This window comes from Niabella digestorum (assembly GCF_036409055.1).
GTDB classification, from domain to species: domain Bacteria; phylum Bacteroidota; class Bacteroidia; order Chitinophagales; family Chitinophagaceae; genus Niabella; species Niabella composti.
On record NZ_JAZGLY010000008.1, the window covers coordinates 1 to 26101 of the forward strand.

33 protein-coding genes are annotated in these 26101 nt (G+C 36.3%); 26 read left to right on the forward strand and 7 right to left on the reverse strand.

Annotated elements, in window-relative coordinates; genetic code table 11:
* Positions 1-364: 364 nt before the first annotated feature.
* Complete coding sequence (locus tag V2H41_RS12025; RefSeq protein WP_330975566.1) at positions 365-868, forward strand: alpha/beta hydrolase; 504 nt, start codon at positions 365-367, stop codon at positions 866-868.
* A 262-nt stretch (positions 869-1130) separates the two neighbouring features.
* On the forward strand, positions 1131-1913 hold the full coding sequence (locus V2H41_RS12030; RefSeq protein WP_330975406.1) for a nucleotidyltransferase domain-containing protein: 783 nt from the start codon (positions 1131-1133) through the stop codon (positions 1911-1913).
* 174 nt (positions 1914-2087) lie between these two features.
* Here V2H41_RS12030 and erm read toward each other — a convergent pair whose 3' ends face one another.
* On the reverse strand, positions 2088-2891 hold the full coding sequence (gene erm / locus V2H41_RS12035; RefSeq protein WP_330975407.1) for a 23S ribosomal RNA methyltransferase Erm: 804 nt from the start codon (positions 2889-2891) through the stop codon (positions 2088-2090).
* 391 nt (positions 2892-3282) lie between these two features.
* Between erm and V2H41_RS13985 the strand changes: the two genes are divergently transcribed.
* From V2H41_RS13985 to V2H41_RS12090, 12 genes are all read left to right on the forward strand, one after another.
* Complete coding sequence (locus V2H41_RS13985; protein WP_409965694.1) at positions 3283-3573, forward strand: DUF1272 domain-containing protein; 291 nt, start codon at positions 3283-3285, stop codon at positions 3571-3573.
* A gap of 66 nt (positions 3574-3639) precedes the next feature.
* On the forward strand, positions 3640-4170 hold the full coding sequence (locus tag V2H41_RS12040) for a Crp/Fnr family transcriptional regulator (RefSeq protein ID WP_330975408.1): 531 nt from the start codon (positions 3640-3642) through the stop codon (positions 4168-4170).
* Positions 4171-4493: 323 nt separating this feature from the next.
* Entirely contained in the window at positions 4494-5084 is a 591-nt protein-coding gene (locus V2H41_RS12045; protein ID WP_330975409.1) for an NAD(P)H-dependent oxidoreductase, read from the forward strand.
* A 16-nt stretch (positions 5085-5100) separates the two neighbouring features.
* Entirely contained in the window at positions 5101-5577 is a 477-nt protein-coding gene (locus V2H41_RS12050; RefSeq protein ID WP_330975410.1) for a DUF4405 domain-containing protein, read from the forward strand.
* Between the two features lie 286 nt (positions 5578-5863).
* Positions 5864-6430 (forward strand): Crp/Fnr family transcriptional regulator, encoded by a 567-nt coding sequence (locus V2H41_RS12055; protein ID WP_330975411.1) that lies wholly within the window; start codon positions 5864-5866, stop codon positions 6428-6430.
* A 64-nt stretch (positions 6431-6494) separates the two neighbouring features.
* On the forward strand, positions 6495-7394 hold the full coding sequence (locus V2H41_RS12060) for an alpha/beta fold hydrolase (protein ID WP_330975412.1): 900 nt from the start codon (positions 6495-6497) through the stop codon (positions 7392-7394).
* 125 nt (positions 7395-7519) lie between these two features.
* Positions 7520-8290: an MBL fold metallo-hydrolase gene (locus tag V2H41_RS12065; protein ID WP_330975413.1), complete on the forward strand. Its 771-nt coding sequence runs from the start codon at positions 7520-7522 to the stop codon at positions 8288-8290.
* 137 nt (positions 8291-8427) lie between these two features.
* A complete protein-coding gene (locus tag V2H41_RS12070) occupies positions 8428-8613 on the forward strand; it encodes a hypothetical protein (protein WP_330975414.1) in 186 nt (61 codons plus the stop codon).
* 12 nt (positions 8614-8625) lie between these two features.
* A complete protein-coding gene (locus tag V2H41_RS12075; protein ID WP_330975567.1) occupies positions 8626-9285 on the forward strand; it encodes an alpha/beta hydrolase in 660 nt (219 codons plus the stop codon).
* Positions 9286-9629: 344 nt separating this feature from the next.
* A complete protein-coding gene (locus tag V2H41_RS12080; protein ID WP_330975415.1) occupies positions 9630-10319 on the forward strand; it encodes a hypothetical protein in 690 nt (229 codons plus the stop codon).
* A gap of 144 nt (positions 10320-10463) precedes the next feature.
* The gene (locus V2H41_RS12085; protein WP_330975416.1) at positions 10464-10781 is read left to right on the forward strand and encodes an MmcQ/YjbR family DNA-binding protein; all 318 of its coding nucleotides are present in this window, start codon (positions 10464-10466) and stop codon (positions 10779-10781) included.
* Between the two features lie 178 nt (positions 10782-10959).
* Positions 10960-11796 (forward strand): pepsin/retropepsin-like aspartic protease family protein, encoded by an 837-nt coding sequence (locus tag V2H41_RS12090; protein WP_330975417.1) that lies wholly within the window; start codon positions 10960-10962, stop codon positions 11794-11796.
* A 246-nt stretch (positions 11797-12042) separates the two neighbouring features.
* Here V2H41_RS12090 and V2H41_RS12095 read toward each other — a convergent pair whose 3' ends face one another.
* Complete coding sequence (locus tag V2H41_RS12095; protein WP_330975418.1) at positions 12043-12444, reverse strand: nuclear transport factor 2 family protein; 402 nt, start codon at positions 12442-12444, stop codon at positions 12043-12045.
* Positions 12441-12815 carry a hypothetical protein gene (locus V2H41_RS12100; RefSeq protein WP_330975419.1) on the reverse strand — a complete coding sequence of 125 codons (375 nt, stop codon included), beginning with the start codon at positions 12813-12815 and terminating at the stop codon, positions 12441-12443. The genes V2H41_RS12095 and V2H41_RS12100 overlap by 4 nt, the downstream gene beginning before the upstream one ends.
* Before the next feature lie 129 nt (positions 12816-12944).
* On the opposite strand from V2H41_RS12100, the gene V2H41_RS12105 reads away from it, so the two are divergent.
* The 5 genes from V2H41_RS12105 to V2H41_RS12125 all read left to right on the forward strand — a co-directional run bounded on the left by V2H41_RS12105 (position 12945) and on the right by V2H41_RS12125 (position 17121).
* Positions 12945-13943: an AraC family transcriptional regulator gene (locus V2H41_RS12105; protein WP_330975420.1), complete on the forward strand. Its 999-nt coding sequence runs from the start codon at positions 12945-12947 to the stop codon at positions 13941-13943.
* 135 nt (positions 13944-14078) lie between these two features.
* Positions 14079-14645 carry a DUF1697 domain-containing protein gene (locus V2H41_RS12110; protein ID WP_330975421.1) on the forward strand — a complete coding sequence of 189 codons (567 nt, stop codon included), beginning with the start codon at positions 14079-14081 and terminating at the stop codon, positions 14643-14645.
* 220 nt (positions 14646-14865) lie between these two features.
* Complete coding sequence (locus tag V2H41_RS12115; protein ID WP_330975422.1) at positions 14866-15447, forward strand: Crp/Fnr family transcriptional regulator; 582 nt, start codon at positions 14866-14868, stop codon at positions 15445-15447.
* 68 nt (positions 15448-15515) lie between these two features.
* Complete coding sequence (locus V2H41_RS12120; RefSeq protein WP_330975423.1) at positions 15516-16631, forward strand: NADH:flavin oxidoreductase; 1116 nt, start codon at positions 15516-15518, stop codon at positions 16629-16631.
* Positions 16632-16713: 82 nt separating this feature from the next.
* The gene (locus V2H41_RS12125) at positions 16714-17121 is read left to right on the forward strand and encodes a RidA family protein (protein ID WP_330975424.1); all 408 of its coding nucleotides are present in this window, start codon (positions 16714-16716) and stop codon (positions 17119-17121) included.
* An 82-nt stretch (positions 17122-17203) separates the two neighbouring features.
* Here V2H41_RS12125 and V2H41_RS12130 read toward each other — a convergent pair whose 3' ends face one another.
* Positions 17204-18052: an alpha/beta hydrolase fold domain-containing protein gene (locus tag V2H41_RS12130; protein ID WP_330975425.1), complete on the reverse strand. Its 849-nt coding sequence runs from the start codon at positions 18050-18052 to the stop codon at positions 17204-17206.
* A gap of 156 nt (positions 18053-18208) precedes the next feature.
* Between V2H41_RS12130 and V2H41_RS12135 the strand changes: the two genes are divergently transcribed.
* Entirely contained in the window at positions 18209-18568 is a 360-nt protein-coding gene (locus tag V2H41_RS12135) for a winged helix-turn-helix transcriptional regulator (RefSeq protein WP_330975426.1), read from the forward strand.
* A gap of 76 nt (positions 18569-18644) precedes the next feature.
* Here V2H41_RS12135 and V2H41_RS12140 read toward each other — a convergent pair whose 3' ends face one another.
* Both V2H41_RS12140 and V2H41_RS12145 read right to left on the reverse strand, forming a co-directional pair.
* Positions 18645-19217 carry a carboxymuconolactone decarboxylase family protein gene (locus tag V2H41_RS12140; RefSeq protein WP_330975427.1) on the reverse strand — a complete coding sequence of 191 codons (573 nt, stop codon included), beginning with the start codon at positions 19215-19217 and terminating at the stop codon, positions 18645-18647.
* A gap of 147 nt (positions 19218-19364) precedes the next feature.
* Positions 19365-20222: a sigma-70 family RNA polymerase sigma factor gene (locus V2H41_RS12145; RefSeq protein WP_330975428.1), complete on the reverse strand. Its 858-nt coding sequence runs from the start codon at positions 20220-20222 to the stop codon at positions 19365-19367.
* Positions 20223-20585: 363 nt separating this feature from the next.
* Here V2H41_RS12145 and V2H41_RS12150 point away from each other — a divergent pair, with 363 nt between their 5' ends.
* From V2H41_RS12150 to V2H41_RS12160, 3 genes are all read left to right on the forward strand, one after another.
* Positions 20586-21164, forward strand: a complete 579-nt coding sequence (locus tag V2H41_RS12150) for a hypothetical protein (RefSeq protein ID WP_330975429.1) — start codon at positions 20586-20588, stop codon at positions 21162-21164.
* A gap of 198 nt (positions 21165-21362) precedes the next feature.
* Positions 21363-21929: a dihydrofolate reductase family protein gene (locus V2H41_RS12155; protein WP_330975430.1), complete on the forward strand. Its 567-nt coding sequence runs from the start codon at positions 21363-21365 to the stop codon at positions 21927-21929.
* Positions 21930-21974: 45 nt separating this feature from the next.
* Positions 21975-22334 (forward strand): cupin domain-containing protein, encoded by a 360-nt coding sequence (locus V2H41_RS12160; RefSeq protein ID WP_330975431.1) that lies wholly within the window; start codon positions 21975-21977, stop codon positions 22332-22334.
* Between the two features lie 51 nt (positions 22335-22385).
* Here V2H41_RS12160 and catB read toward each other — a convergent pair whose 3' ends face one another.
* Positions 22386-23015 carry a type B chloramphenicol O-acetyltransferase gene (catB, locus tag V2H41_RS12165; RefSeq protein WP_330975432.1) on the reverse strand — a complete coding sequence of 210 codons (630 nt, stop codon included), beginning with the start codon at positions 23013-23015 and terminating at the stop codon, positions 22386-22388.
* Between the two features lie 865 nt (positions 23016-23880).
* On the opposite strand from catB, the gene V2H41_RS12170 reads away from it, so the two are divergent.
* The 3 genes from V2H41_RS12170 to V2H41_RS12180 all read left to right on the forward strand — a co-directional run bounded on the left by V2H41_RS12170 (position 23881) and on the right by V2H41_RS12180 (position 26076).
* Positions 23881-24450: a YdeI/OmpD-associated family protein gene (locus V2H41_RS12170; protein WP_330975433.1), complete on the forward strand. Its 570-nt coding sequence runs from the start codon at positions 23881-23883 to the stop codon at positions 24448-24450.
* A gap of 166 nt (positions 24451-24616) precedes the next feature.
* A complete protein-coding gene (locus tag V2H41_RS12175) occupies positions 24617-24838 on the forward strand; it encodes a hypothetical protein (protein WP_330975434.1) in 222 nt (73 codons plus the stop codon).
* A 917-nt stretch (positions 24839-25755) separates the two neighbouring features.
* Entirely contained in the window at positions 25756-26076 is a 321-nt protein-coding gene (locus tag V2H41_RS12180) for a hypothetical protein (RefSeq protein WP_330975435.1), read from the forward strand.
* Positions 26077-26101: the final 25 nt, after the last annotated feature.

The following is a 26101-nucleotide window of genomic DNA, read 5'->3' on the forward strand; positions in this document are numbered from 1 at the left end:
GAGAAAGTGTAGCTCTAAATGTTGATTTACTTTTCGATAGAAATCCTCTTGAGGAACTAAACAGTCTAAGCTCAGCTCGTAAAACAATTTGGGTGTAAAATCTTTTCGTCCTTGCATATAGCAAGTTGCAAAAAATAATTATATTTGATTTGAGTTGTGCAACAGGCACATCGGTTTTGCAAAAGAGCGGGTTAAGTGCAAACTTCAACATTTGTGCTTTCAATCCGCAAAACCATTTTTTATTTGCTTTTAAACTGTAAATTAGCAAATAGAAAAAATGGTTTTGCTACGTCTGTGCTAAATTGAAAGTTATCGCTTTCTAATCCGCTCCTTCGCAAAGCCACAAAACGAACTCTACAATGCGATACTTAACGAAACGCCTTCAGAGAATATTATTTTCATGGGCAATTCTTGCGGTGGAGGCATAGCACTGGGATTTGCCCAAAAACTAAGGAATGAAAATAAGCCACAACCTTCACAAATTATTTTAAACTCCCCCTGGCTCGATATTACATTAAGTAATATGGATATTATCGAGTTGGATAAAAAAGACAAGCTATTAGGCATTAAAGGTCTTAAAATGGCTGGAGCTTTATATGCTGCAGGAATAAATCCAATAGACTACAAGGTGAGCCCTATCTTTGGAGATTTCTCAGGTCTTGGAAAAGTTTCCATATTTATCGGTACCCATGATTTGCTCTTTGCCGACGCCCAAAAACTCAAGAAAAAACTGGAGCAACAACAAATCGCGGTCAACTATTTTGAGTATCCTAAAATGTTTCATCTTTGGATGGCTTTAACCAATATGAAAGAATCCCAACATGCTATTCGTCAGTTAGCAAAATTGATCAACACTAAAGACGAATAGGTTATTTTCAATAAAATAACAACGAGCTAATAGGTTAAAAGTGATCCGTCCAACTATTGACAAATACTTGAGATTTGTAGCCCGTCTTTTTTATATTACTACTTAGTTTTAATTGCCCTATGACAAAAATCATGTCAGCAATATTGTTTAATTTCACTGATAAGCATGCTGTGTAGCATACGGACAGAAACACTGCCAACATTGCTTCTGTTGCTAACCTTCGGCCGGTATACGCAATATGAAATAATAGGAAGAAACAAAAATGATACAACAAGAATTTGCAAACAAAGCAAAGAAGATTTTGCAACAAGACGATAACGTTATTGGTGTGGCAGTTTCTGGCTCCTGGCTGACAAATGAAATTGATGAGTTTTCTGATCTTGATTTAATCATTGTAACACATCAAAGAATTTCCGATCACAAAAGCAAAATGCTGGATTATGCAAAAAGATTGGGGAATTTTTTGTCTGGATTTACTGGAGAACATGTCGGTGAGCCTAGGTTGCTCATCTGTCTTTACGACAACCCTCTTTTGCATGTAGATCTTAAATTTGTGACGTTGGAAGAGTTTCATTTGCGCATTGAAACCCCTACCATACTATTTGATAGAAATGGACTACTTGAAAAAGCCATTAATGATTCGCAAGCAGAATTTCCATACCCAGATTACCAATGGATTGAAGATCGATTTTGGACATGGATACATTATGCTTTACTAAAAATCGGGCGAGGCGAATATTTTGAAGCTTACGATTTTATGGGATTTTTGCGTATGGTGGTATTGGGGCCTTTACTTCATATAAAAAACGGCAACCTCCCTCGGGGCGTAAGGAAAATAGAATCCCAAATAGAGCGTGAAGATTTAGAAAAACTGAAACACACTCCTCCGGCATATAGCAAACAATCACTACTAGATAGCTTAAGAAATGCTGTAGCTTTATACCGGCAACTTAGAGTAGTGCTATTTGATGATACCGTAATACTACATAAGAATACAGAAAAAAAAGTAATGGATTATTTTGATAAAATTGAGAGCCAAAAATAATCAAACCGGATATTGATCAATCAAAAACCTAAGCTCTAGTTCCTGTAGCTATTTCGGCTAATGGAATACTAAAGAAGATACCCCCTATCCTTCTTCAGCTATGAGTAGCTACTAGCTGTAGTATAAAATTACAAGATAACTAAATTAGCCAAGAAACATAGTAATGAGATAGAGCTATACGGGATGGAACTTTTCTGGAACCATGTCCAGCATTTCCAAAAAGCAGTTGTTCCATTGACATGGTGACAAACAAGTAATTGGCGCGTTAAGATCTATTTTGAATCTTTCAGCAAGTACCCTTAGCTGCCTTTTTCTGAAAATCTTCTTGAAAGCTACTCTAGTTGATACATTTGGATTACTCAACAAGCAAGAAACAAAAGCTAAATATTTTTGTTTGTGTTTTAAATCACAATTTCTCACATTCTTTCTCTTAATACATAACAAAGCTGATGTAACGGTGGGTGGTGGCATAAAGCTTTTAGCACTTACTTTATAAAGTAGCCTTAGTTCAAAAAAAGTATGGTAAAAAACAGCGAAGGGATTATACAACCTATTTGATACTAACTTTTGGGCTGCTTCCAATTGAAGTATGATAGAACCTCCAACAAAGTTTTCAGCATGCTCATACATTAGTATCTTGAGTATTTCAGATGTAATGCCATAAGGAATATTAGAAACAACTTTAAATGGCTTGCTTGGCATTCTATAATTTCTAAAATCACTACCGACAATTTTCACATGGTGAGCATTAGAAAATCGTAGACGTAAATATTTTACTAATGTCTTGTCCTTTTCAATCGCTATAACTTGGTCACACATTTTTACTAAATGAACTGTGAGAAATCCCTTTCCTGCCCCTATATCCAAAACAGTGTCGCTCTTATGTATGGTTGCTTGCTTTATCAAATCTGCTATTAATACTTTATCAATAGTGAAATGTTGTCCCGTGAGTCGAACGGGCAATTTGGATTTTGCCATAGGCCACATTTTACAGGTGAATACTTGTTATCCAGATCAGCGAGAAGTGAATAGACAGCATTCCCTGATAGTGTAGCCATCATACAGCTTCGTCATAAAAAACGAAAAAGCTCAGTGTGACAAGCACTTTTGCCACAAAAAAGAATTGGATTTATACAGGACTGTCTATCACTTAGATAGAAGTCCACAGTCTACAAAGACAAAACATAGAGGTATATATTTGCATTACTAAATCGCAAATTTAGCAACTAAGTTTGAAAATAAGCCGAAAGGTTAAGTAAAGGGATATATAGTAGTAAGAACTTGGAATATATAATGCACAAATAAATTTTGTTTTATCAACGACTCTTCCCAATTTTACTATTCAACATAACTTATAAAAAACAACCTCATGCTTGAAATCAGACCTAATTGCGAAAACTGCGGGAAATCCTTACCCTACGATAGTGAGGAAGCAATGATTTGTACTTTCGAATGCACCTTTTGTATAACTTGTGTTACCAAAGTTTTACATAATGTATGCCCGAACTGTGGTGGTGGTTTTGAAAAACGTCCGGTAAGGCCTGCAAGATTTTTAGAAAAATATCCACCAAGTAACAAAACACTTTTGCAGCCGATAGATAGGGAAAAATTTATAGAATTACAGGAAAAATATAAAGAAATACCGCCGAATAAAAGATAATCCCCGTACTTAAAATCCTGATGCCATCTATTACTTGGCATAAGCATGAACTAATACGCAAATGAGATGAAACAACAACCAAACAATTGGGATTTATTTCGCCCTTATTTTAAAGAAGAAAAAGTGTCGGCCAGGAAGATCCTTTTGCAGGAAGGTAAGATCTCTCGAAAAATGTACTTCATTGAAAAAGGATGCTTGCGCACTTGGATAAATAGTGATGGTAAAGAAATTACTACTCAATTTTTCTTCGAAGGCGACAGTGTTTCTTCTATAGAAAGTTTCAGAACCAACCAGCCTAGCCTGTACAGCATTGAAACCATTGAACCTTGCGTGCTGCAAACTCTCACCCAAAAAGAGTTTCAAATGATTGTGGAGCAGTCTCCCGAAATCAAAAAACAATTCGAAGAACATTTATTCCGACGTTTATTTCAGGCACAGCAACTGTTTTTTTCATACCTTAAAAATTCTCCCCAACAACGTTATGAAGAATTAATAACCCGGCATCCGCATATTGTACAACGAGTTCCACAGCATTATATTGCATCCTACCTCGGTATTACCTCTGTTTCTTTAAGTCGTATCCGCAACAGAAGGTAGCTTTTTTAGCACATAAGAACAATGGTTTATAAGAACATTTAGAATCTTAAAGACTCATTATCATCAAATGAACCTGAAAGAGATTTAGCAATATATACTTATACGATCAGGTAGTATGTGGAGGACAATGATAACCCGAGAATGAAATTTTCGATAAAAATAACCATACCATACCATAACACCTTTTTCATCATTACAACTGCATTGCCATAAAATAGAGGTTTGCAATGAGTGAGCTCACTCAACAGTCCTTTTTTATTAACATTTGTTATCGTCTTCGCCTTATCCGGCTCTCAACTTTGCACTAAATTAAATTGTAAAAAATGAGAACCGTCATTGTATTCAATCACCCATATGAAGGCAGTTATTGTCATGCTATCCTGAGTGCTGTAACCCAAGGACTCACTAATGCCAAGCACGAAGTGGATATCATCCATCTGGATAGAGATGGATTTAACCCCAGAATGACTTCTGCAGATTTAAAAGCATTTGTAGAACATACAGCAGTTGACCCTCAAGTTATCGACTACCAACGAAGAATTAAGGCTGCCGATCACCTAATTTTCATTTTCCCGATTTGGTGGGATATCATGCCTGCTACTACCAAGGGATTCATCGACAGAGTTCTATCACCCGGCCTGGCATACGATCATCATCCTCGAGGATTCGGGCTGATCCCCTTATTAAAAAATCTGAAAAGTGTAACCATCATCACTACTATGAACAAGCCAGCCATCCTATACTCCTTGCTCATCGGAAACTTAATTAGAAAAGTAATGATAAAGAGTGTTTTCAAAACTATGGGTTACAAAAATGTAAACTGGATAAGCTTTACATCAGTGAAAATTGTAAGCCAAGAAAAAAGAGTAAAATGGCTACAACGACTAGAAAAAAGATTTTCAAATTTTCAATAATTAAATTTTCGTTACCATGAAACTTAACAGAAACTATATTACTCCCTTTTTATCTCTAGTATTCTTTGTGGTGGGAATATCGGGGCTATTCATGTTCTTCCATTTACTTGATGGCTATACCGAAGTTGTTCATGAAGTATTGGGTGTTTTCTTCATCGTGTGTGCCATTTTTCACATCATTCTAAATTGGAAAGCCTTGAAGGTTCATTTCAAAAAAAGAGTGTTTTTACCCGCATTACTATCAGTATTAACACTGTCCGGTATTATCATTATTTCCGAAAGGATGTTCCCCCCAGTTGACTTACAAATAATGAACAGAATTGTACGAGCGCCAGTAAAAGATGCCTTTAATGCTTTAAATATAGATTACTATGAGGCTAAAAAGAGATTAAAGACGATCGGTATTGCGGTAGATGAGGCTCAATATTTTGAAGACTTATGGAAAAACACTCATGCTGATGCAGAAGAAGTAATCGATCTGATTTTAAAGTAAAGTACACACTACAAGCTATTATAAAATATATGCTATATCTATGAGTATCTTAAATGGGATCAATTATGAACACTAATCAAAATAGCGGAGGCAACGCTGCAAGAGATTGGGTTTTCAGAAAAAGTATTCCTGCTCCCCTAGCGTCATTGAAAATACTGCTGCTGCATCTACACTGAACTATCCCATAAAAATCCGGATCTAAGTAGGTATTTAATAAGTGGAGCTTTAGCAAATCCGGTTTTTAGCCTGTTATCCTATTATTTTCATTAACTTTCCGCTTTGAAGAATGGAACACTACGATTTTCTAAGGCTTTTTCACGATATCACCCAGGCCGACTATGAGCTGCTGACTCAAAACCTGAGAACCAAAACCTATAAAAAAGGTGAGCTTATCACTGTTCCGGGACAAATTCAAAGGGAGCTTTATTTTGTAAAAACCGGTGTGCAAATGTCTTTTTTCGACTCGGACAATAAAATGCATGTGATGGCTTTTACCTACCCTCCCAACCTATGCGTGATTCCCGAATCATTTTCATTTCAAATACCGTCCAAATATTTTCTCACCTGCCTTACAAATAGCGAGCTGGAGTACATTACTTATGATGAGCTCCTGAGATTATTCAATCAATCGCAGCAAATTGAGCGCCTTTTCCGACGCATGACAGAAGCGGTGCTGGCAGGTTTAATTAACCGCCATATTGAATTGCATAGCATGAGCATTGAGGAAAGATATAAAGCATTTTGCAAACGTAGTCCACATTTGCTGCAACTTGTCCCCCACAAATACATTGCGTCCTATCTAAACATTGATCCCACCAATTTTAGCAAGCTATTTAATACAGTAAAATTTTAATATTGGTGTAGACCAACATTCGTTTTGAAAACAGTCAGGAATTTTGCGGTATAAATTTAAACGCATGGAAAATCGCTGGCTGGACAAATCAGAATACCCGTTCACATCGAACTATTTTAATGTTAATGGGCATAACCTGCACTTTATCGATGAAGGTGAAGGAGAACCCCTACTGTTTGTTCACGGCACTCCTTCGTGGAGCTTTGATTTTCGTAATGTAATCAAAAAATTAAAAGCAACCTACCGTTGCATAGCTATTGATCATATAGGCTTCGGACTTTCGGACAAACCCCAACACTATGATTATTCTACACAAAACCACAGTCTTACACTTGAGAAATTCATACTGGATCAACAGCTACATGATATCACTCTGATTGTGCATGATTTTGGAGGTCCCATCGGATTAAATTTTGCTATCCGTTACCCACAGAAGATTAAGCGCATCGTTATTCTGAACTCCTGGCTATGGAGTAGTAAAACAGATCCGGATTATAAAAAGATGAGTAAAATACTGAAGAGCCCGTTGCTACCTATATTATACCGATGTTTAAACTTTTCGCCTAGATGTATATTACCCAAATCGTTTGGAGATCACAAACTCTCGAAAAGGTTACTTAAACAATACACCAAGCCTTTTGCTGAGAAAAGCCAGCGAAATGGGCCCCTAGCATTTGCAAAATCATTGCTCAATGATCAGGATTGGTTCGAAGAGCTATGGAGTGCACATCACACAATTTCTGACAAACCCACATTGCTCATTTGGGGCATGAAAGACCCTGTCATAAAACCACATTACCTTAGCAGATTTGAACATGGTTTTAAGAATGCTTCTATAGTGAGGTTAGCTACGAGCGGCCACTTTCCGCAAGAAGAAGAACCTGACAAGGTAGCCGAGGCCATATTTGATTTTCTCTCCAAAGAGAAAAGAATGGCTACTAAGGCCAATACATCTGGGCGTTAAGTTTTTTGATTCTATCTGCAATTTTATGTATCATTGGGGTGCGGAATTATAGTACCGAAAACACCGTCTTACGGCGTCTTCTTTAGTCGTAAAACCTCCCTAATATCGGTTTAATCAATTAAGCTATGATAGAAATATATCATCTCAACTGCGTTAAAATTGTATCCCCTATCAACGATAATGTATGTGGCCATTGCTTATTGATTAGGGAAAATGATAAACTGGTTCTGATTGACACCGGCATCGGACTTCAGGATACGCTACATCCCAAAGAAAGAATAGGACAAGAACTAATTGATCTGGTAGGGTATCAATTTGATGAAAATATCACCGCAATACGCCAAATTAAAAAACTGGGATTAGATCCTGAAAACGTGACCGATTGCATTGTTACCCATCTGGATAACGACCATGTTGGAGGGTTAGCCGACTTTCCAAAAGCCACCGTTCATGTGAGCAATGAAGAGCTAGAGAACTTTAATTCCGGAAATCCAAGATATCTCAAACTTCCATTGGAGCATCATCCTATTATCAAAACCTATGGCTGCTCTGACTTTAACTGGTTTGGCTTTGAAGCAAGAAAAGTCAATATTGATATCAACACCGACATCTATTTAATACCTCTTTTCGGACATACTATGGGACAATGCGGTGTATCTCTTAAAGCAAATGACAAGTGGCTTTTTTATGTGGCTGACGCGTATTATATGCGCGTAGAACTTACCGATGAGCGGCATCCTGTAAACGAATTAGCACAATTAAGGGCTGATGATAATATTTTAAGGCTGGCATCGCTTGATAAAATACGCAAACTTGTAAACGACCATCCCGAAATTGAAGTTTTTGGTTACCACGACATAGAAGAATTTCATCGTTATTCCCAATCAAAATTGTAGGCAAGCTATTCCTCTCAATAATGCGCTAGGAGTTGTAAAATATCGCTCAGATAAAACGATATAGCTAGAGTGTTTATCTTAATTTAGCTGCAAATTTAAAATTTGTAGATTCCTAACGAAGAAAAGCAGCTAACATTATGAAAAAGGCATTTGCAATTATTGGGTTTTTATTATCGGGTGGTTTAACCATATTAGCACAAACGCACCTACAGCCGCTGGCCATTGGCGTCACCGAGAAATTAGAATCAGTCGTACTGAGAGAAACCAGAACCATTAATATTTATCTGCCCGAAGAATACAATGTAGATGATACTATCACCTAACCCGTTATTTATATCCCCGACGGAGGTATTGAGGAGGATTTCATTCACATCACAGGTATTGTAAGATTTAATACCCAACCTTGGATTGCCCGCTTTCCTAAATCTATTGTAGTAGGAATTGAAAATGTCAATCGCCGACGCGATTTTACCTTTCAAGTCGCCAATCTGGATTTTGTTGAGAAGATGGGCTTCTCAAAAGAAAACTTTCCCAGCTACGGAGAATCTGCAAATTATATCGCCTTTTTTGAAAAAGAACTATTGCCTTATATTGAAAAAAAATACAAAGCTAATACTAACCGCACCATTATCGGCGAAAGTCTAGCAGGACTTTTATGTACAGAAATTTTACTGGAAAAAACATCTTTGTTTAATACCTATATTATCATCAGCCCTAGTCTTTGGTGGGGTGACGCCATACTCTTAAAGCAAGCAGATAGTTTATTTAAGATGCAATTAAATCCACACACAAAAGTCTTCATTGCCGCACCCAATAAAAAAGAAGATCTAAGCATGTATAATCAAGCAAGAGCACTTTATAAATTACTAAAAAAGCATCCCCGCCTTATCACGCATTTTGATTACTTACCTGATGAGCTGCACTCCACAGTGATGCATCAGGCTGTATATAACGCGTTTAAACGGCTCTATACTAAAACTGTTTACTCCAAATAGAAAAAATTACTTGCATCGCAACAGAAACACTTATATGCTTAGTTTTTCCCCATCTCAATTATAGTGGCCACAAGTTTATATAGTCCGAAACACACCACCTCGTATCCCAGTCATTAGATATGATAAAGTAGATCGTTTTTCTAAAGCTGTTCGTGAAGCCGGAAGATAGATGTTTCAAACAGCAAGGAAAGATTTGCTGATTTCTCCTCAGATTGAAACAATATCCCCCATTATTGAGATAATTTTCTTAAATTGGAGCATAAAATCAACATCAGTTGATTAGGAGCCCTCCCTATCAGTCTGTTGTTTTGATAATTCGCAGCCTCATTCATAAACACACCAAAATGATCAAACCTATAATAAAACTGCTCTTACTAATATTCGTTACATCGCTTAGCTGGCTATCTTGCAATCAGAATAGTACCTCTCGCAACCCTTCTGCATTATTTGACGAAAAAAACGATACTATTATCGCAAAGCGTCAAAACGAATTAAACCCCTCCTACGAATTAGGATTTTTGTCAAAATCTTACAGTTATTTTTGGATTGTAGATCAAGACACATTAAACTTTTCAATAAATGCACGGCAATATATAAAAGATAGCACTTTACACTTAAGTATATATCACAAAGAGCCGACAGCCTTTTCAACGGCTATAGTTCATATAGACGAATCACTCTCAATTATTCAAGAAGACTTTCCATTAACTAAGCTTGGTTCTATTTATTTCACATCACCTATTTATTATACAGATGTCATAAAAGAACTTTCAGTCGGATATGAAAAACAATTCGGACGAAAGAGTATCAGTTATGAGCAGCTCAATGAATTGCTTTTCCAATCGAACTTGAACAAACAAATCGATATTTTTGTAAGTTCGTTAAATAAAAAAGTAATAGAATACAGTATTGAAAAGTTTCATTTGACGGATAAACAATCTCTAGAATCCCATTTTAAAAATATAGATTTCTCCGAATTTCCGGAATATGTAATTGATGGCATAGGGCTTCAGGTGCAGCTAAGCGATGAATAATAAGCTGGTCCCTTCCGTCGTCATAATATCTAAACCAAGCAAGAAGAAGTTTTAATTGAATAGCTTAGTAAGTACTCTCTATAGATATTGCAAATACTTTAAAAGAAAGTTGATTAAATGATTTCACTGACAACACTAAGAAAATTGGCACTATCCTTTCCACAAGTGACAGAAGAACCGCACTTCGAAAAAATATCCTTTCGAGTGAAGAAAAAAATTTTCGTAACCTATGACGAGAAATCCAAAAGAGCCTGTCTTAAACTATCCGAAATACACCAAGATGTTTTTTCCGCAGTAGATAAAACAGTCATATACCCAGTAGAAAACAGTTGGGGTAAACAAGGTTGGACGTTCGTAGAAATGAGCAAAGTCTCCAAAGACTTGTTCGTCGATCTACTGACAACAGCATATTGCGATGTAGCTCCTCAAAAACTAGCACAACAAGTAAGACCAACAACTTGATGCAATAATAAACCTTTTATAGGTTTGTACGTTTAGACTATCTGATACATAGGCTTAACACAAATAGCGCTACGAAATCTGATATTCAGGTAGTGTTATGTACGAAATTAGTCAACCAAAACATAATCGATGCGTATATAAAGCGCTTGTACATTGATGACCAATAAAAATTAACCGTATGAAAAAGATTTTATCGCTACTGTTTCTTTTAACCTTGACAAACACATACGCCCAAAAAACTCCAATACAGCTACTTCCTTCTGGCCATATACTTGTAAAAGCGAAAATTGAAGGGAAAGAAGGTAATTTTATTTTTGACACTGGCGGAGGAATTAATCTTTTCTTCGATAGTTTCATAAAAAGTATAAAACCAGCCTCCACATACAATTTTCTCACTGCCTACAGAGCTACGAGCGAACGGATCAATGCTCCGATATACGAAAACAAAGAGATAGTATTTGCAGGCAAGAAGTTTTTCAAAGTCCCCTACACTAGTTTTGATCTGAAAGCAAACGGAATTGATGGTGTTATCTCGCTTCAGATGTTTAACGATACAGACATCCTCATTGATTATAATAATAAAGAAATTGTATTGACTAATTTCTCTAAAGAAGCTATTGCAAAATCTTTCGACATTCAACTCATTACCCATGCCGATAAATCCACCGATATTACTACTTACATTACTTTAAATGATAAATATACCATACAGGTTTTACTGGATTCGGGAGCAGGCGACAATTCCTTTTGGTTGAGCGACCGTTTCATCAATACATTAGGAATAGACAAATCGACATTGGAGATAACGGAAAAGAAAAGTGAATTTGATGAAAAGATCGTTACAAAATTTTACAAAGGCTCCATTAAGTCTATTTCCAATCAGTATGCCCGACGAGAAGCTCCTCAAGTTACTTTTGTGGAAGGATTGATTTACGAAGGGAAAACCAGTATTAATTGGTTAGGAAATAAAATTGGAATTAGCTTGAAAAACAAAAAAATATACATCCTTGATTAAGATACACGACGGATTTTTGAGCTGATTTAAGACCTAAGTCATTCGAAAGCTTCAATAATAAAATATGTTTGACTCTCCGTAATACAAAAGGCTTAGCTCTGACTCGTATTCATTATTATACTCACAATGATTGTCAAAAATTCTACACACCATATCATTATGGCTAGTGCCGAACTGCGTCATAGGCGCTTGCAATATATCATAGTGGTGTGCTCCTAAAAATCAGCCATTCCTGTGCAAACCCCGTTAACCAACCTCCATAGCCTGCGCAACTGCAAAACTATCTTCCAATAAAGTGTATTCCACAATTTTTTCTTCTTTTACAACAAAATGAATAAAAAATATTGAAGTCACTATTTTTCCAGTCTTAAGCATTTTAGTAGCAAAATCACCTTTAATAATCACATCGCTTCCCGTCATCAGTATTTTATGGATGCTTGCAGATAAAGGCACCGTAGCAGACCAAAGTAGTTTAAAAAATGCTTCCACTTCTGCCCTGCTATTACGTTTGCCAAGCCAAGCTATTCGATTCTCATTTCCGGGAATCTGCCATTTCACATTCTCTGCAAAAAGATTGACAATACGATTTAGATCCCTCTGTTGTAAATATTCTAAAAAGGCTTCCACAATTTTCTTTGCATCGATCATACGCTCCCTTTGTTTAAAGCTTTTTGCTGTAAATAAGCCATCATCCCTACCCAGCCTGCTATGGTCATAATAATAATGGAGCCGAATATACTGACTAAGGAAGAAATAATAACAACTACTACCACACTTACTATTACCCATGATACATCTAATGCAATAATAAGCTGGGTCCAATTTTTAGGAATAGGGCTTTTACTAGCTGTCAGTAATACAAATAATGCAAAAACAATCAAAAAAACTCCTACTTCCCTAAACGGGACAATAGTATTGACACCGAACAATTTGGCAAAAAACTCAGGCACCGATGTTAACAGTAAACCTGTAATTCCAGAGCTGATAGCATTTGTAAATAAAATGTTTTTGAGCTTCATAACTTTTCGATTTTGTTTACACAAAAATATTTCGACCACAACCTTTAGCCATTATCATTACACGACATCTCATTAACACTTTACGACATTAAACACAATACTCACAGAACAACATGCTATCTTTACTGTATGAATTACAGAAAAACATTTTTGCAGGCCTTGTTTATTTTCTGTAAAGACAGAAATATGGATATTGATAAAATTGCTTCGTTATCCTCAATTAATATTCATGATTTGAATAGCAAATCCCGATACAAGGTCACCAACCATCAAATGGAAACCCTCTGGAAAAATATTGTTCATTTTTCCAATGACAAGTTGACTGGTCTACATTTTGGTGCAGCTATGCAGCTTGCTGCTTTAAACGCTGTGGGCCAGATTATTCAGACGAGCAGCACAGTGAAAGAAGCCTTGCAACATGCAGGAACATTGCTGCACCTGATTACTGATTACTATACAATGTTGATAGAAGAACAATCAAAAACATTCAGTGTTTCTTTTATCAAAAACAAGGGTTATGAAAAGTTCCCTTGCTCCATGAAGCATATAGGTGATTTCCTTGTAACATTTACCCTTTACGAAATGAGGGGGCTTTTACTCACAAATCCGGAACCTATAAAAATAGGAATACCCAGTTTTCATAAAGACTACAAAGCCGAATACGAAATCATATTTAACTGTAGGGTTAGTAAATCTGAAAATTACTCGATTAATTTTAAAAAGGAATTTTTAGCAACACCCATTATAACTGCCAACTATGAAATTCAAACATTGTTATTAAACCAAATACACCAGTTACTACAGCCACAAAAACTGAAGGGCAGCTTCTCCCGACGCATCTTCAATTACCTTATTACCAACTCTTACCTCTATGCAATGTCTATCGAAGCAGTTGCTGGTAATTTTAATATGAGTGTGAGAACCCTCCAACGGAAACTAAAAGAGGAAGGAATATCCTACCTGGTAATTGTGGAGGAAGTACGAAAAACGCTTGCCATCCATTATATTGAAAATAGTTCTTCATCCGTCAAAGAGATAGCAGCAATTATAGGATACTCCGAGCCAAGTGCATTCGTTAGGGCTTTCAAAAAGTGGACAGGCATAACACCCTCTGCATACCGTACGTAATATGCAAGCTGACCGCACACGAAGGAAGATTGCATTTTTTTATAGATTAGCATATGAAATATATTTAAATCCTCAACCTTTATCAGTATTCAAAAAAATTGTCATAAAAAGTAGTACTCCAAAATCCGACATCAAATGGTAACATACCTTTCGCTTCTTCGTGGAATAAATGTTAGCGGCAAAAGAATTATTAAAATGGATGCCTTAAAACAGCTGTATGAAAAGTTAAAATTTAAAAATGTGCATACTTATGTCCAAAGCGGCAATGTCATATTCTCCGCAAATAAAGAAGATACAAAACAGCTTGCTCAAAAAATATCAGTGCAAATCGAAAAAGAATTTGGATTTGATGTTCCTGTTATAGTGCTTACTTCTACAAATTTAAAAGCAATTATAGATCACAACTTATTAGCAAAAGATAAATCGAAAAATGCAGAATTTCTACATGTAACATTTCTGGGAGATGTACCAGAAACATTTGATAAGGATGCTATTCTCAAAGTTAAACATCCGACAGAAGCCATCGAAATCACGTCTAGCGCAGTTTATTTATATTGCCCCAATGGATATGGTAAAACCAAGCTCAACAATACCTTTTTAGAAAAAAAGCTTAAAGTACCTGCAACTACCCGAAACTGGAAGACAGTAAATGAATTGCTCAAATTATTAACAAGGGGGTCATTAGATAAATCGCAATCATAGCTCCCGCAATGGATGATAACACTAGCCCGTTATCCGTTGAACTATCGACTTGCAGTCGTGGTAATATCAGGGATAAAATATAATAGCTTTACACTCTTGAGCAAAAAGGCTACAACTTTACTGTATCTTAGTTATACACATTTCAATATTAGAGGGTGACGTAAATTTGAGTAAAAAACTTGCTTTACCAGCCCCATACATCAATCTGGAATTATATAATATGAAGAATACACTCATCCAAAATATCAGCAGATATATCTCTTTAAGTGAAGAGGAGGCTCATATTATAGAAAAATTCTGGATAGAAAGATCCTTTGAGAAAGGTGAATATTTATTAAGGAATGGTGAAACTTGCCGTTATGATACCTATGTAGTGTCGGGGTCTGTAAAAACTTACTTAATAAACGACAAAACGGGAGAGGAAGAGATTCTATTTTTTGCTATCGATGACTGGTGGGCCACGGATATTGAGAGTTTCTCCAAACAGAAACCTTCGATGTATAACATTCAGGCCATAGAGGATACGAAAGTTTTACAAATCAGCTACACCTCATTTCAGCAATTGCTAGCAACTTTGCCCCGCTTAGAACGATACTTCCGCTTGATTCTGGAAAGCTATTTGGGTGCTTTGCAAAAGAGAATTATTTACCACAATGCTTTTGATGCAGAAAGCCGCTACTATGACTTCTTGGTCACTTACCCTGAAATTGCTAAAAAAGTTCCGCAATATTTAATTGCCTCTTATTTAGGAGTCTCAGCAGAGTTTATCAGTCGTATTCGCAGAAAAAATAAGTCTTCTTGACCTAGTTCAATTTTTAAAATTGACTGAATCATGAGTTTTGCCTCCTCAAACTAATCAGGCAGAATCTTATGATAAATCATCCTATTTTTCAACCAATCCCACTGTGGAATAGAAGTCTTAAAAATCGCACAGTTGTTGCACCCATGTCACGGGTAAGTGCAGATGCCGATGGAGTCGCCACTGATGAAATGGTGGACTACTACACTTCATTTGCCAAAGGCGCCTTCAGTGTCATCATCACCGAAGGGCTATACACAGATAACTTCGCTAGTCAGAGCTATGTATTTCAGCCCGGCATGGTCACAACAAAACACATAGAGTCATGGAAAAAAATCACTGATGTCGTACACAAGCATCATGCATTAATTATTGCACAACTAATGCATGGAGGAGCAATATCTCAGTATCAAAAAAGTACCATTGCTCCCTCGCCCATCCAGCCCAAAGGTGTCAAGTTAGCATCCTATGGAGGATCAGGGGCATTTTCAATACCCAAACCCATGACGTTACAGGATATAGAACAGGTTAAAGAAGGCTTCATTACAGCAGCAATTAATGCCTATAAGGCCGGATTTGACGGTATAGAGTTACATGCTGCAAACGGATATTTATTAGATCAGTTTCTAACTCCTGAACTGAATATAAGACAAGATCACTATGGTGGAAACATTGAAAACCGCTATAGAATTGTAGCTGAAATTATATCAGGTATAAAACAGCAAGTTCCCAAACATTTCATCCTAGGGCTCCGTATCTCGGAGGGAAAAGTAAATGACCTCGCATACCGATGGGAAAAAGGAATTGAAGCAGCAAAAGAATTAGCAGAGCAAATTAAAAGATCTGCACCGGACTATATACACGTTGCCGTTCAAACCGGAGAATGGGAACGGGATAGTTTTTATAATGAGAACACATCACTGGCATCGGTGATGAGAAGTACCACGCATATTCCAATAATCGCCAATGGAGGCCTACATAATTTAGACAAAGCCGAAAAAGCACTTAATGATAACCATGCAGATTTATTGTCCATTGGGAAAGCAGCACTGGCAGATCCGCATTGGCCCATCAAGACAATGAATTATCAACCCATAATCCCATTCCACAAAAATATGCTATGGCCCAAAGCGACTATTAGCCACACTAGAAATGTATTAGCAAGGCTCTGTTCCGAAACTACCTAGCGGTTTATTCAGATTGAATTTCTGATTGAACAAGAAATATATCAAATATAAATTAATGGTTTAACCTTAAAATTAGCTTACAATGAAAATATCACAAATTAAAATTACTCCTGACACCTATGCTCCATTTAATCTGGCACAGGGCTATCGTGTCGGTGATTTATTATTTATTTCAGGTCAGACAGCTATTGATGATAACGGACAATTAATTGGTATCGGGGATTTTGACGTACAGGCACAAAAAGCTTTTGAAAACCTTGAAAAGGTACTGAAAGCCGGAGGTTCCAGTCTCAAAAATGTAGTAAAAGCAACCATCCTCTTACGCGATATGAGTAATTTTAATAAGATTGTTAAGTTGAGAGAAAAATACTTCACAAAACCCTATCCTGCCGATACCATTTGCGAAGTATCCTCACTATTTTCATCCGAGGCGCTCATCGAAATTGAAGCGATAGCTGTAGCGGATGATGCAGCAGAATGGGAAAGATAACACTCGCAGATATGATTGTAAGGTTGAAATAGCGGGTAATGCAAAATCTTCAGCACTGTACCCGCCTATTTCTCCTTTTTGCTTATTGAATACTTTCAAGAAAGGCTGTAATGTCTTTAAGCGATTCTTTAGCCTGAACACTATCTTTATTGGTGAGGAGCCATACGTGGGTTTGATCCTGATAAGCTTTAAATTCCGAATGAGGCTGAATGGTGCTGATATATTCATGAAAGTTTTTAGAATCATCGTACAATATTTCATTTGTACCCACTAGAGCCAGCAAGGGAGGAAAACTTTTGAATACAATCTCATTGGGATCGGCCTCCGCATCCCCATTCTCTTGAAGATAATTGCGGATACAATCCAGAATATACGCCTTAGTAAGAATCGGATCCAACTCTTGTCTTGTTTGATAAGAGTTGTTATTGCATTTAAAGTTTATAAGTGCAGAAATTAAAATGGCAGCATCTGGGATTCTGAAACCTTCCTTGACCAGCGCATTAATAGCTGTTACTGCCAAAGTTCCGCCAGCACTGTCTCCCATAAAAATAAGTTTGACTCCTTTATGAGATGCAACCAACATTTTATATACAGCTACAACCTCATTGATGGCTGCAGGATAGGGATGCTCTGGCGCCAGAGAATACTCAATAAAAAGAATTCTATGCCCGGTAGTATTCGACAATAAGCTCACTAAAGCCCTGTGCGACTCGATACTACCCAAAGAAAACCCTCCTCCATGCAGATAGACAATTATATTTTCTGAGCTAAGTTTTTCAGGTATAAACCAGTAACAGTTTACCCCAGCAATTTGTGTTTTATCTATCTTAACAGACTTCTCTACCGGATAAATCTTCCCAAGTGCTTCAAAGGAAGTCCGCTCAGTCTTGATTCTGTCCATAATCTCCTGTGCAACGGATGGTGTGTTCATTGTGATATGTGTTAAAAGAATTAATAAACTAAAAATTGTGTGTTTCATAACTTTTGTTTGCAAAAATAGATTTGACAGTATACTTTTGCAAGTAGTATATACAAAGTATACTAGTATACTTAAATATAGTATTGTTGATATTCACTTAGTTATATCATGAGAAAAACTGAAAAAATTTGTCCTGTAGAGCATTCTGTAAATATATTAGGTGGCAAATGGAAGCTACCAATCATTTATGCGCTAGTGTCAAATGGTACTGTTAGATTTAAAGAACTGGAAAGATTGGTAGCAGGCATTACCCCTAAGATGCTTACCACTCAGCTACGAAGTTTAGAGGCTGATGGTCTGGTTGGAAGAAAAGTATACCCTACCATCCCTCCTACCGTTGAATACTTTCTTACTGATATAGGGAAATCGATAAAACCGATGATTGCTGAACTAGAGAAATGGGGCCTATACCATCAAGAGATGCATTTGAAACCTAAAAAGAAGCGCTTAAAAAAGCAGTGCAATTAGAGGTATTGCCAATCCCATTTGAGTAACTGAGTGTCGTAATAATCGGTTAAAAGTATCAACCTAGGAGTAGCGCCTCTTAATACTTTGCGATATATCTTTTACTAATATCGCAAAACATATCTGAATGAATATTCAGGCCAATATTAGTAAGATTGGGAATATGCTCTGTGGCTATCAGATAAACAATTTCGCATATTTCTCTTTCCGTAAAGTATTTCTTTAGTCGTGAGAATGTTTCCGGATTTATTTTTTTATCTTTTGTGAGCTCTGTTGCATAATCCAGTGCAGCTCTTTCAGCATCCGAAAAATAGGAACTTGACTGATACTCATGTATAGCATTAAACTTCTCTTCGGGCATAAGCTCTTTCAAGGCTTTATATCTTCCGATATCCATGCAGAATTCGCAAACGTTTATCCGTGCTACTTGATGCCGAATAAGAAAGACAAGTTCTTTTGGAATTATTAATTTCTTATCCAGCTCATATATTTTGGCACCAAACTTGCCAAACGCAACAGGCATCCTAGCAGCGAACACCTTTACGGGGGTGAGCACCTTTCCAAACTGTTTCTTTGTTAGGAAATAAACTAGCTTCATCATAAATCCTTTCGGACTTTCAATGGGGGGTAAAAATGTTTGTATGTTGTCCATATTTCTGTATTTTAAATTTACACCCCTAAGACAATCGTATACGAGATTTTGTGACAAGAATTCTTACAAAAAGTCTTAAATACTCCGATACTGAACTACTAGTGAAAGTTCCACCTCTATGTATAATTATAATGTTACTTTTCTAACTTATGGTAAACTAGAAAGTGAGGCTCGAAATAGGTTAAGCTTATCCGGATTCAATACAGCAAAAACCTTTGAGATTTTATCTTTATGTATCGATAGAATTTGTATACAAGTTAGTTCCCCGTTTAGGCAAATGACTATGGCAGGTTGCGATAATACTTCCGTAAAAGAAAAACTGACAGGAGATTTTGCACTGCGAATAAGTTTGATAAAAAACTGAGCAATTTTTTCCTTTCCCATAAGAGGCTTTCCTAATGCAGGTACTTTACCACCACCATCGCCAAGCAAGGATATTTCATCGTTAAACAATGTAATCAAACCCTCTACATCGCCTTGACTAATGAGCGAGACAAAATTCCTTGCTGTGCTCAGTGCTCTTAAGTTGGAAGCCGGTTTATGCTTGAGATTGGTCATCTTTCTTTTCGCCCTACTGTACAATTGACGAGAGTTGTCCACCGAAATGTTTATAGCCTCTGCAATTTCTTTGTGACTAAAATCAAATGCTTCTTTCAAAACAAATACAGCACGCTCCGTTGCCGATAGCTGTTCCATTAAAAAAGCTAGCTCATAAGACAGTAGGTTCTGATTTTCAAAATGCGTTCCAGTAGTCTCACTTTCCGACATCGCTACAAAGGGCTCAGGAAGCCATAATCCCTTATAATGTAATCGCTGCTCCCGTTTCTTCAGATTTAGACAATGATTAATTGTCGCTCGAATAATATAATTCCTCTTATCAGTCACATACTCAGGAATGGGATTCTCCAAAAGTTTAAGATTGATATCCTGAACAACATCTCGAGTAGTATTGTAGTCGCCGGTCATATTATAGGCAACTAAAAATATGAGCTTGTCGAAATTCATCAAATTCTATTCTTTGTTTTGAGCAATAAGAAAATACGCTTATCAAAATCCAAAAGCCTTTCATAATCATAAAAATATAAATAGAGCATATACCCAATACTATAGCCCATTAGTACGCTCTATCCCATCCTTATATTCACCCCCCTTGGTTACATCGAACATTAGAATAATATAGTACTTCGCGATGATCCATGAGAGCTGAAAGTGCTATCTACTCTTGTAATATTACCATTAGTAACAATAAAATTGCAAATCAGTTTTTAAGAAATGATTATTAGAGCAAAATTTATCATAATTTCCGAACTTAGGGCTTTAATTCAATACTAATAATTTTCAATATTTCATTGCCCTAAACCTATGACAATGATGCTTGCAGCAAGTTTTTCACAAACACAGTTGTTCTTAAAACATACATTTTTCTTTTCGCTACGACATTTTAGGGTAATAATTGGCTTGGCCTTTATAGCCGGCTTGGGACGTTATATTCAATTAAAAGGATTCGGCGATATTCATTCCTTAACTAATATTTTATTAGAGATTATCGTAGAAGGTGCTAGAGTATTATTATTGCTATACATTCTGGGACTCGCTGATATTAAAAAAGGGGTGCTACGAATAAAACACTTTCTTACCGACAAAAAGAAGAGAGCGCAATTTGGAACTGTTTTTCGTCAGCATGTAAAAATGTATTGGAAAGCTATAATATTAAGCCTGATTGGATTTTCAATTATCGCATGGCTACTCAATTATTGCATTGATGTAATCATATATAAAACGTCACTCATCTCATTTCTAAAAGACAAAGGCATTCTGAATCCTCAAGCATCAGAATGGCCTGTATTACTATTTATTAAAAACCTTACAGTGATTCCTTATACATTGGTATTTGAAACACTCTTGCTTCTTTGGTTAGCTGGAAGATTGATAATCCTCAAAAAATAATATTTAATACAGGTTTATAAAATTTTATTCAAAAAATCTCATTCTTTTTAGATCGCTTTTCTAATTTGCAGCAAGCTAACATTTTCATTATTATTGATGCAATAAAGTATGTAATGCCTCTATATCGTTTCTATCAATGATACCCCAAGCAAACAATAAGTAATAATATAGTTTATAATTAATTCTAAAACCAATCTTGTGAAAAAAATTATTTTAGATCTTACCGTATCCCTTGATGGTTTTATAGAGGGCAATAATAAAGAAATAGACTGGATTGTTTTCGACGATGAACTAGCAGAGACGCTATACCGATTTGCCGATGAAATAGATACAGTTCTTTACGGTAGGGTTAGTTATGAAGCCTATGGTAATTATGTTCCAGCAGATGACGCAAGTCAGTTTGAAAAAGACTTTTACGCCCAAATACACACCAAAAGAAAATATGTATTTTCAAGGCAAACTCTCCCTCTTTCCGGAAATTATACGCTGATACAAGACAACATCGTAAATGAAGTGAGAAAAATAAAAGAAAGCTCCGAAAAAGATATCTGGTTATTTGGCGGAGCAGGACTGATATCCACCTTTCTTAATCACGATTTAATTGATGAAATGAGAATCACTGTCAATCCGGTAGTAATAGGTGGAGGCATCCCGCTATTCAAAGAAATTAATAATCGAAAAAACTTACGCCTTATCAATACCCGCACATACCGTTGCGGCGTAGTAGGATTGTGCTATGAACCTATAAGGGATGTAATTCAATAGCATATTGGGGAAGCAATTTGATATTAGACTATAAATACTTCGACGATGGATAAAGTAAACTTATCGGAGAAATTTGCACTCTTTACTGACCACTGGTCGCCTAAGATTGTTGGTGAACTTAACGGACAATACGTAAAACTCGCCAAATTCAAAGGCGAATTTGTATGGCATAAGCACGATAATGAGGATGAGATGTTTTTGGTAGTAGATGGCATATTAAAAATCGAATTTCGAGATAAGACAGTAACATTAAATAAAGATGAATTTATAATCGTACCTAAAGGCACGGAACATAGACCTATTGCAGAAAACGAAGTACTAGTAATGCTGTTTGAACCAGCAACTACGCTTAATACCGGCGATGTAACCAATGAGCTCACCCAATACCAGTTGGACAAACTATAAATGATAAAATGCATTAAGTACGAAGGCTCCGGAATCCAGAGCCTTCTTTTATTATTTCATCTTCTGAAAAAACTCATATAATTGCCCTACATCACCCGAGCAAAGAAGGGGCATCGCTTCAGCAAGCAGCTTTTCGTCCCAATTCCACCACTGCATCTCTAGGAGCTTTTCGATATCCTCATCACAAAATCGCTTCCTGATTAGCTTGGCAGGATTACCTCCTACAATGGCATAAGGCTCTACATCCTTTGTTACCAGCGCCCGGCTACCAATTACTGCACCGTCACCTATCCGAACTCCCGGCATGATTATGGCTTCACTGCCAATCCACACATCATTTCCAACAATAGTATCACTCGCTTTTTGAAATGCATCCCGGCTTTTACTAAAAGTAGCTACCTCGGGCATATAGAAAAAAGGGAAGCTAGATATCCAATCATAACGATGCCCTTGGTTCCCCGCCATGATAAAACTTGCTCCGCTACCTATGGAACAAAAAGAGCCGATAATCAATTTATCAACATCATCTCTATCTGGGAATAGATAGCGAGCACAATCATCAAATGAATGGCCATGATAATAACCGGAGTAATAAGAATATTTACCTGCAATAATATTGGGATTCGCAATGTGATCTTTAATAATCTTCCCTTTAAAAGGGCTTTCGAAGAAATTTTCCATGATTAGATATTTACTTTAATAATGAGACAATAGAAATCCGAAGAATAATCCTAAACTATCCTTCTGCGTTAATTGTGTAAAGTAAATAGTCTAATCTGCGAGTTCCATGGTGCAAAAGTAGCAAAAGAATTAATACAAGATATACGATTCCTTTAATTATACGTACCTCATATTAATCAAGATCGGTATTCCGCAATCATCATTTTTATGCGATTGTATTCGAATGATAAAACATTTCTGAAACAAATCCATATTCAACGCACCATTCAGCTATAAGCTTAAAGTAGCCGTCAATAAGATCGGTTATGCCGGCTTTTATTTATATTAAAAAATCTTTCAACTTTTAATGACTGCATTTTGAAAATACAATAATGCTTCAATCTTAATTTACAAATACTGTTATGTGACAGATTGGAGGAATCGTCAAAGTGATAAGACAAAGTCATCTACAAAAAATTGTCTATAATGGACAATCGTATCCGAACGAAACAGATTTTAACCTTCCGTCACTTATGAATATACTAGACGGTTTATAAAATGCGTAAGAAAGTACAATACAAAAAAGCATTAATGACCTGCATAGCTATTTATCCAAGTCTTACTTTGATGCTATGGCTTTTCGGAGAACCATTGGGTAAGCTTTGTCTACTATTACGCACTTTGATATTAACGAGAATATTGATAGCACTACTTTCTTATGTGTTATTACCGTTACTTCAAGAACTATTTGAAAATTGGTGTAACTCATAACAGATATGCCTAAATGGCTTCTTTAGAAAAGAAGCTACTACAGCTACTATTTTTTTATAACTTTATATGGTAATATTATTTTAGCTAGCCAACAGTATTAAGAACTTTCTCAAAAATGGAAGCACCGCAAGCAACAAAATATTTTGCAAGTCGGAAAGAGTGGCGAAAATGGCTAACAAAAAACTTTGAAACGGCTAAAGAAATTTGGCTTGTATTTCCGCTGAAGGCTTCCCATAAAAAAGCCATACCATATAATGATGCTGTGGAAGAAGCTCTTTGCTTTGGCTGGATCGACAGTACTGTAAAATCATTAGACAGAGAACATAAAATACAACGCTTTACTCCTCGAAACCCTAAAAGTTCCTATTCGCAAGCTAACAAGGAGAGACTAAAATGGTTGCTCGAACATAAAATGATACATCCCAAACTGATAGATGAAGTACAGAAGATCGTAGCAGAACCCTTTCGTTTTCCTAAAGACATTATTGACAAAATAAAGGCTGATGAAATTGTCTGGGAAAATTATCAAAATTTATCAGAATCGTATAAGAGGATCAGAATCGCTTATATTGACAGTGCTAGAAATAGGCCTGCAGAGTTTGAAAAAAGATTAAATAACTTCATTAGCAAAACAAGAGCAAACAAGCTTATCCCAGGAGTTGGAGGAATAGAAAAATATTATTAACCCAGCATTTTCCTAACCATGCAATACAAAGCTTATCCATCAATATAACAAAGGATACGCTAAAACTCTTGGACTCTATAGCAATTCCAACTCATTGATAGTTCTAAGTAATGCTATAATAATTATAAAATAATGTATTGCCAATTGAAGCACTAAACCTACATGAATGTTGAAAATGACAAAAAGTGCGTATACCATACAACTATCCCCCACCCGTATTACCAAACTAGATGCGCTGTTTCAGATACCACTCGACAAAGACGGAGGTTACATAGCAGCATTTATCCCCGACAATCCATCAGACAAAACGCTTATTTGGCCAAGCATACAAAATTACTTAACGCCTCTTCTATCAACTAGCATACCATTTGGCTTAGCGATACGATAGTAGGCAGCATTTCTAGGTTTATCATGGAAGAACAGGCTGAAATTACTTATTGGATTGACAAAAGGTTCTTGGGACGTTGCATTGCCACTCAAGCCCTGCAAATATTTCTTCTACTTGACCGACGCGACCTATCTTCGGCCGTGTAGCATATGATAATATAGGCTCGCAAAAGTATTAGAGAAATGTGGGCTCATACGAATAGGTTAAATATAAATTATGCAAACGCCCGCCACGCAGAAATTGAAGAGCTCATTTACAAATTGGCTTGACTGTTTGGAATACTATTTTACCTGACAGCCAAATCCAGCTACCCATCTTAATAAACTCATTTTTATGTATTTATAATACAAAACTAATTGCAAATTACAACCAACCCGCATTTATTAATAAATATACATATTTGTTTATAAGCAAATCAATAATATAGACTCCGATAAGCATACTACAGGCCAGTCTCTGATATTGGGGTGTAATAAATCTTTCACTAAAAAGAATCAATAACTACACAATTAAGTATTGTGCTTGGCCTCCAGCAGCAGATGTTCTTAATAATATCTTCCCTGTGCAATTTGCAACCGAGTGCATCGATCTATAAAAATCCGTTGGCTTAAATATAGATTAGTGTTACAACATTTGGTATAAACTTGAACTTATATAAATTTGCTCAACAATATAGCATTATATGCCGAATATAGTGCTGGTAAGTTTTTATAAAACCAAGACTAAAATGGTACAGCAAGTTTTTCATTTTCCAAGGATAGCCCCCGGGAAAATGTAGCCTGTCTGATAAACCTTATTGCTTATGAAACAGTTTCTTCAAATCGTCATATTATTATTCGGAATACAATTTTCTTCGTGGGCTCAGAATGACAGTATCTCCAAGATTGATATCTCAGAGGATGTCCTTACCTTAATTTGTGGAACTCATTAAGGATAACACAGGTCTCATAATTACAAAAATAGAGGATATTGACTGGGCTAAATTCTGGGATATAAAAACATACGAAGCCGAATCGAATTTGATTACGATTTTTGTTTATTTTAAAACTAAACTATATAAATACATAGAACAACGGGATAGTGATGATAAACCATATTCCAGGCGAGAAAGCACTACTGACTTCATCTCCTTAAAAATTCCTCGTTCAGAACAATCAAAAATTGAGCAAATAAAAGCAGTGGCAGAGAAATTACATCAATTGGCACTGGCAGGTCATCCTGTACTAAATATCGAATAGCTAACAAACAGCCACCGGATCAATT

Coding starts and splice junctions, on each gene's coding strand:
- V2H41_RS12065 (WP_330975413.1), top strand. CDS start 7,520: ATGATAGAAATATATCATCTCAACTGCGTTAAAATTGTATCCCCTATC.
- V2H41_RS12095 (WP_330975418.1), bottom strand. CDS start 12,444: ATGATCGATGCAAAGAAAATTGTGGAAGCCTTTTTAGAATATTTACAA.
- V2H41_RS13985 (WP_409965694.1), top strand. CDS start 3,283: ATGCTTGAAATCAGACCTAATTGCGAAAACTGCGGGAAATCCTTACCC.
- V2H41_RS12060 (WP_330975412.1), top strand. CDS start 6,495: ATGGAAAATCGCTGGCTGGACAAATCAGAATACCCGTTCACATCGAAC.
- V2H41_RS12175 (WP_330975434.1), top strand. CDS start 24,617: ATGTTGAAAATGACAAAAAGTGCGTATACCATACAACTATCCCCCACC.
- V2H41_RS12145 (WP_330975428.1), bottom strand. CDS start 20,222: ATGAATTTCGACAAGCTCATATTTTTAGTTGCCTATAATATGACCGGC.
- erm (WP_330975407.1), bottom strand. CDS start 2,891: ATGGCAAAATCCAAATTGCCCGTTCGACTCACGGGACAACATTTCACT.
- V2H41_RS12160 (WP_330975431.1), top strand. CDS start 21,975: ATGGATAAAGTAAACTTATCGGAGAAATTTGCACTCTTTACTGACCAC.
- V2H41_RS12070 (WP_330975414.1), top strand. CDS start 8,428: ATGAAAAAGGCATTTGCAATTATTGGGTTTTTATTATCGGGTGGTTTA.
- V2H41_RS12055 (WP_330975411.1), top strand. CDS start 5,864: ATGGAACACTACGATTTTCTAAGGCTTTTTCACGATATCACCCAGGCC.
- V2H41_RS12150 (WP_330975429.1), top strand. CDS start 20,586: ATGATGCTTGCAGCAAGTTTTTCACAAACACAGTTGTTCTTAAAACAT.
- V2H41_RS12100 (WP_330975419.1), bottom strand. CDS start 12,815: ATGAAGCTCAAAAACATTTTATTTACAAATGCTATCAGCTCTGGAATT.
- V2H41_RS12115 (WP_330975422.1), top strand. CDS start 14,866: ATGAAGAATACACTCATCCAAAATATCAGCAGATATATCTCTTTAAGT.
- V2H41_RS12120 (WP_330975423.1), top strand. CDS start 15,516: ATGATAAATCATCCTATTTTTCAACCAATCCCACTGTGGAATAGAAGT.
- V2H41_RS12125 (WP_330975424.1), top strand. CDS start 16,714: ATGAAAATATCACAAATTAAAATTACTCCTGACACCTATGCTCCATTT.
- V2H41_RS12050 (WP_330975410.1), top strand. CDS start 5,101: ATGAAACTTAACAGAAACTATATTACTCCCTTTTTATCTCTAGTATTC.
- V2H41_RS12130 (WP_330975425.1), bottom strand. CDS start 18,052: ATGAACACACCATCCGTTGCACAGGAGATTATGGACAGAATCAAGACT.
- V2H41_RS12090 (WP_330975417.1), top strand. CDS start 10,960: ATGAAAAAGATTTTATCGCTACTGTTTCTTTTAACCTTGACAAACACA.
- V2H41_RS12135 (WP_330975426.1), top strand. CDS start 18,209: ATGAGAAAAACTGAAAAAATTTGTCCTGTAGAGCATTCTGTAAATATA.
- V2H41_RS12030 (WP_330975406.1), top strand. CDS start 1,131: ATGATACAACAAGAATTTGCAAACAAAGCAAAGAAGATTTTGCAACAA.
- V2H41_RS12105 (WP_330975420.1), top strand. CDS start 12,945: ATGAATTACAGAAAAACATTTTTGCAGGCCTTGTTTATTTTCTGTAAA.
- catB (WP_330975432.1), bottom strand. CDS start 23,015: ATGGAAAATTTCTTCGAAAGCCCTTTTAAAGGGAAGATTATTAAAGAT.
- V2H41_RS12080 (WP_330975415.1), top strand. CDS start 9,630: ATGATCAAACCTATAATAAAACTGCTCTTACTAATATTCGTTACATCG.
- V2H41_RS12140 (WP_330975427.1), bottom strand. CDS start 19,217: ATGGACAACATACAAACATTTTTACCCCCCATTGAAAGTCCGAAAGGA.
- V2H41_RS12045 (WP_330975409.1), top strand. CDS start 4,494: ATGAGAACCGTCATTGTATTCAATCACCCATATGAAGGCAGTTATTGT.
- V2H41_RS12040 (WP_330975408.1), top strand. CDS start 3,640: ATGAAACAACAACCAAACAATTGGGATTTATTTCGCCCTTATTTTAAA.
- V2H41_RS12170 (WP_330975433.1), top strand. CDS start 23,881: ATGGAAGCACCGCAAGCAACAAAATATTTTGCAAGTCGGAAAGAGTGG.
- V2H41_RS12110 (WP_330975421.1), top strand. CDS start 14,079: ATGGTAACATACCTTTCGCTTCTTCGTGGAATAAATGTTAGCGGCAAA.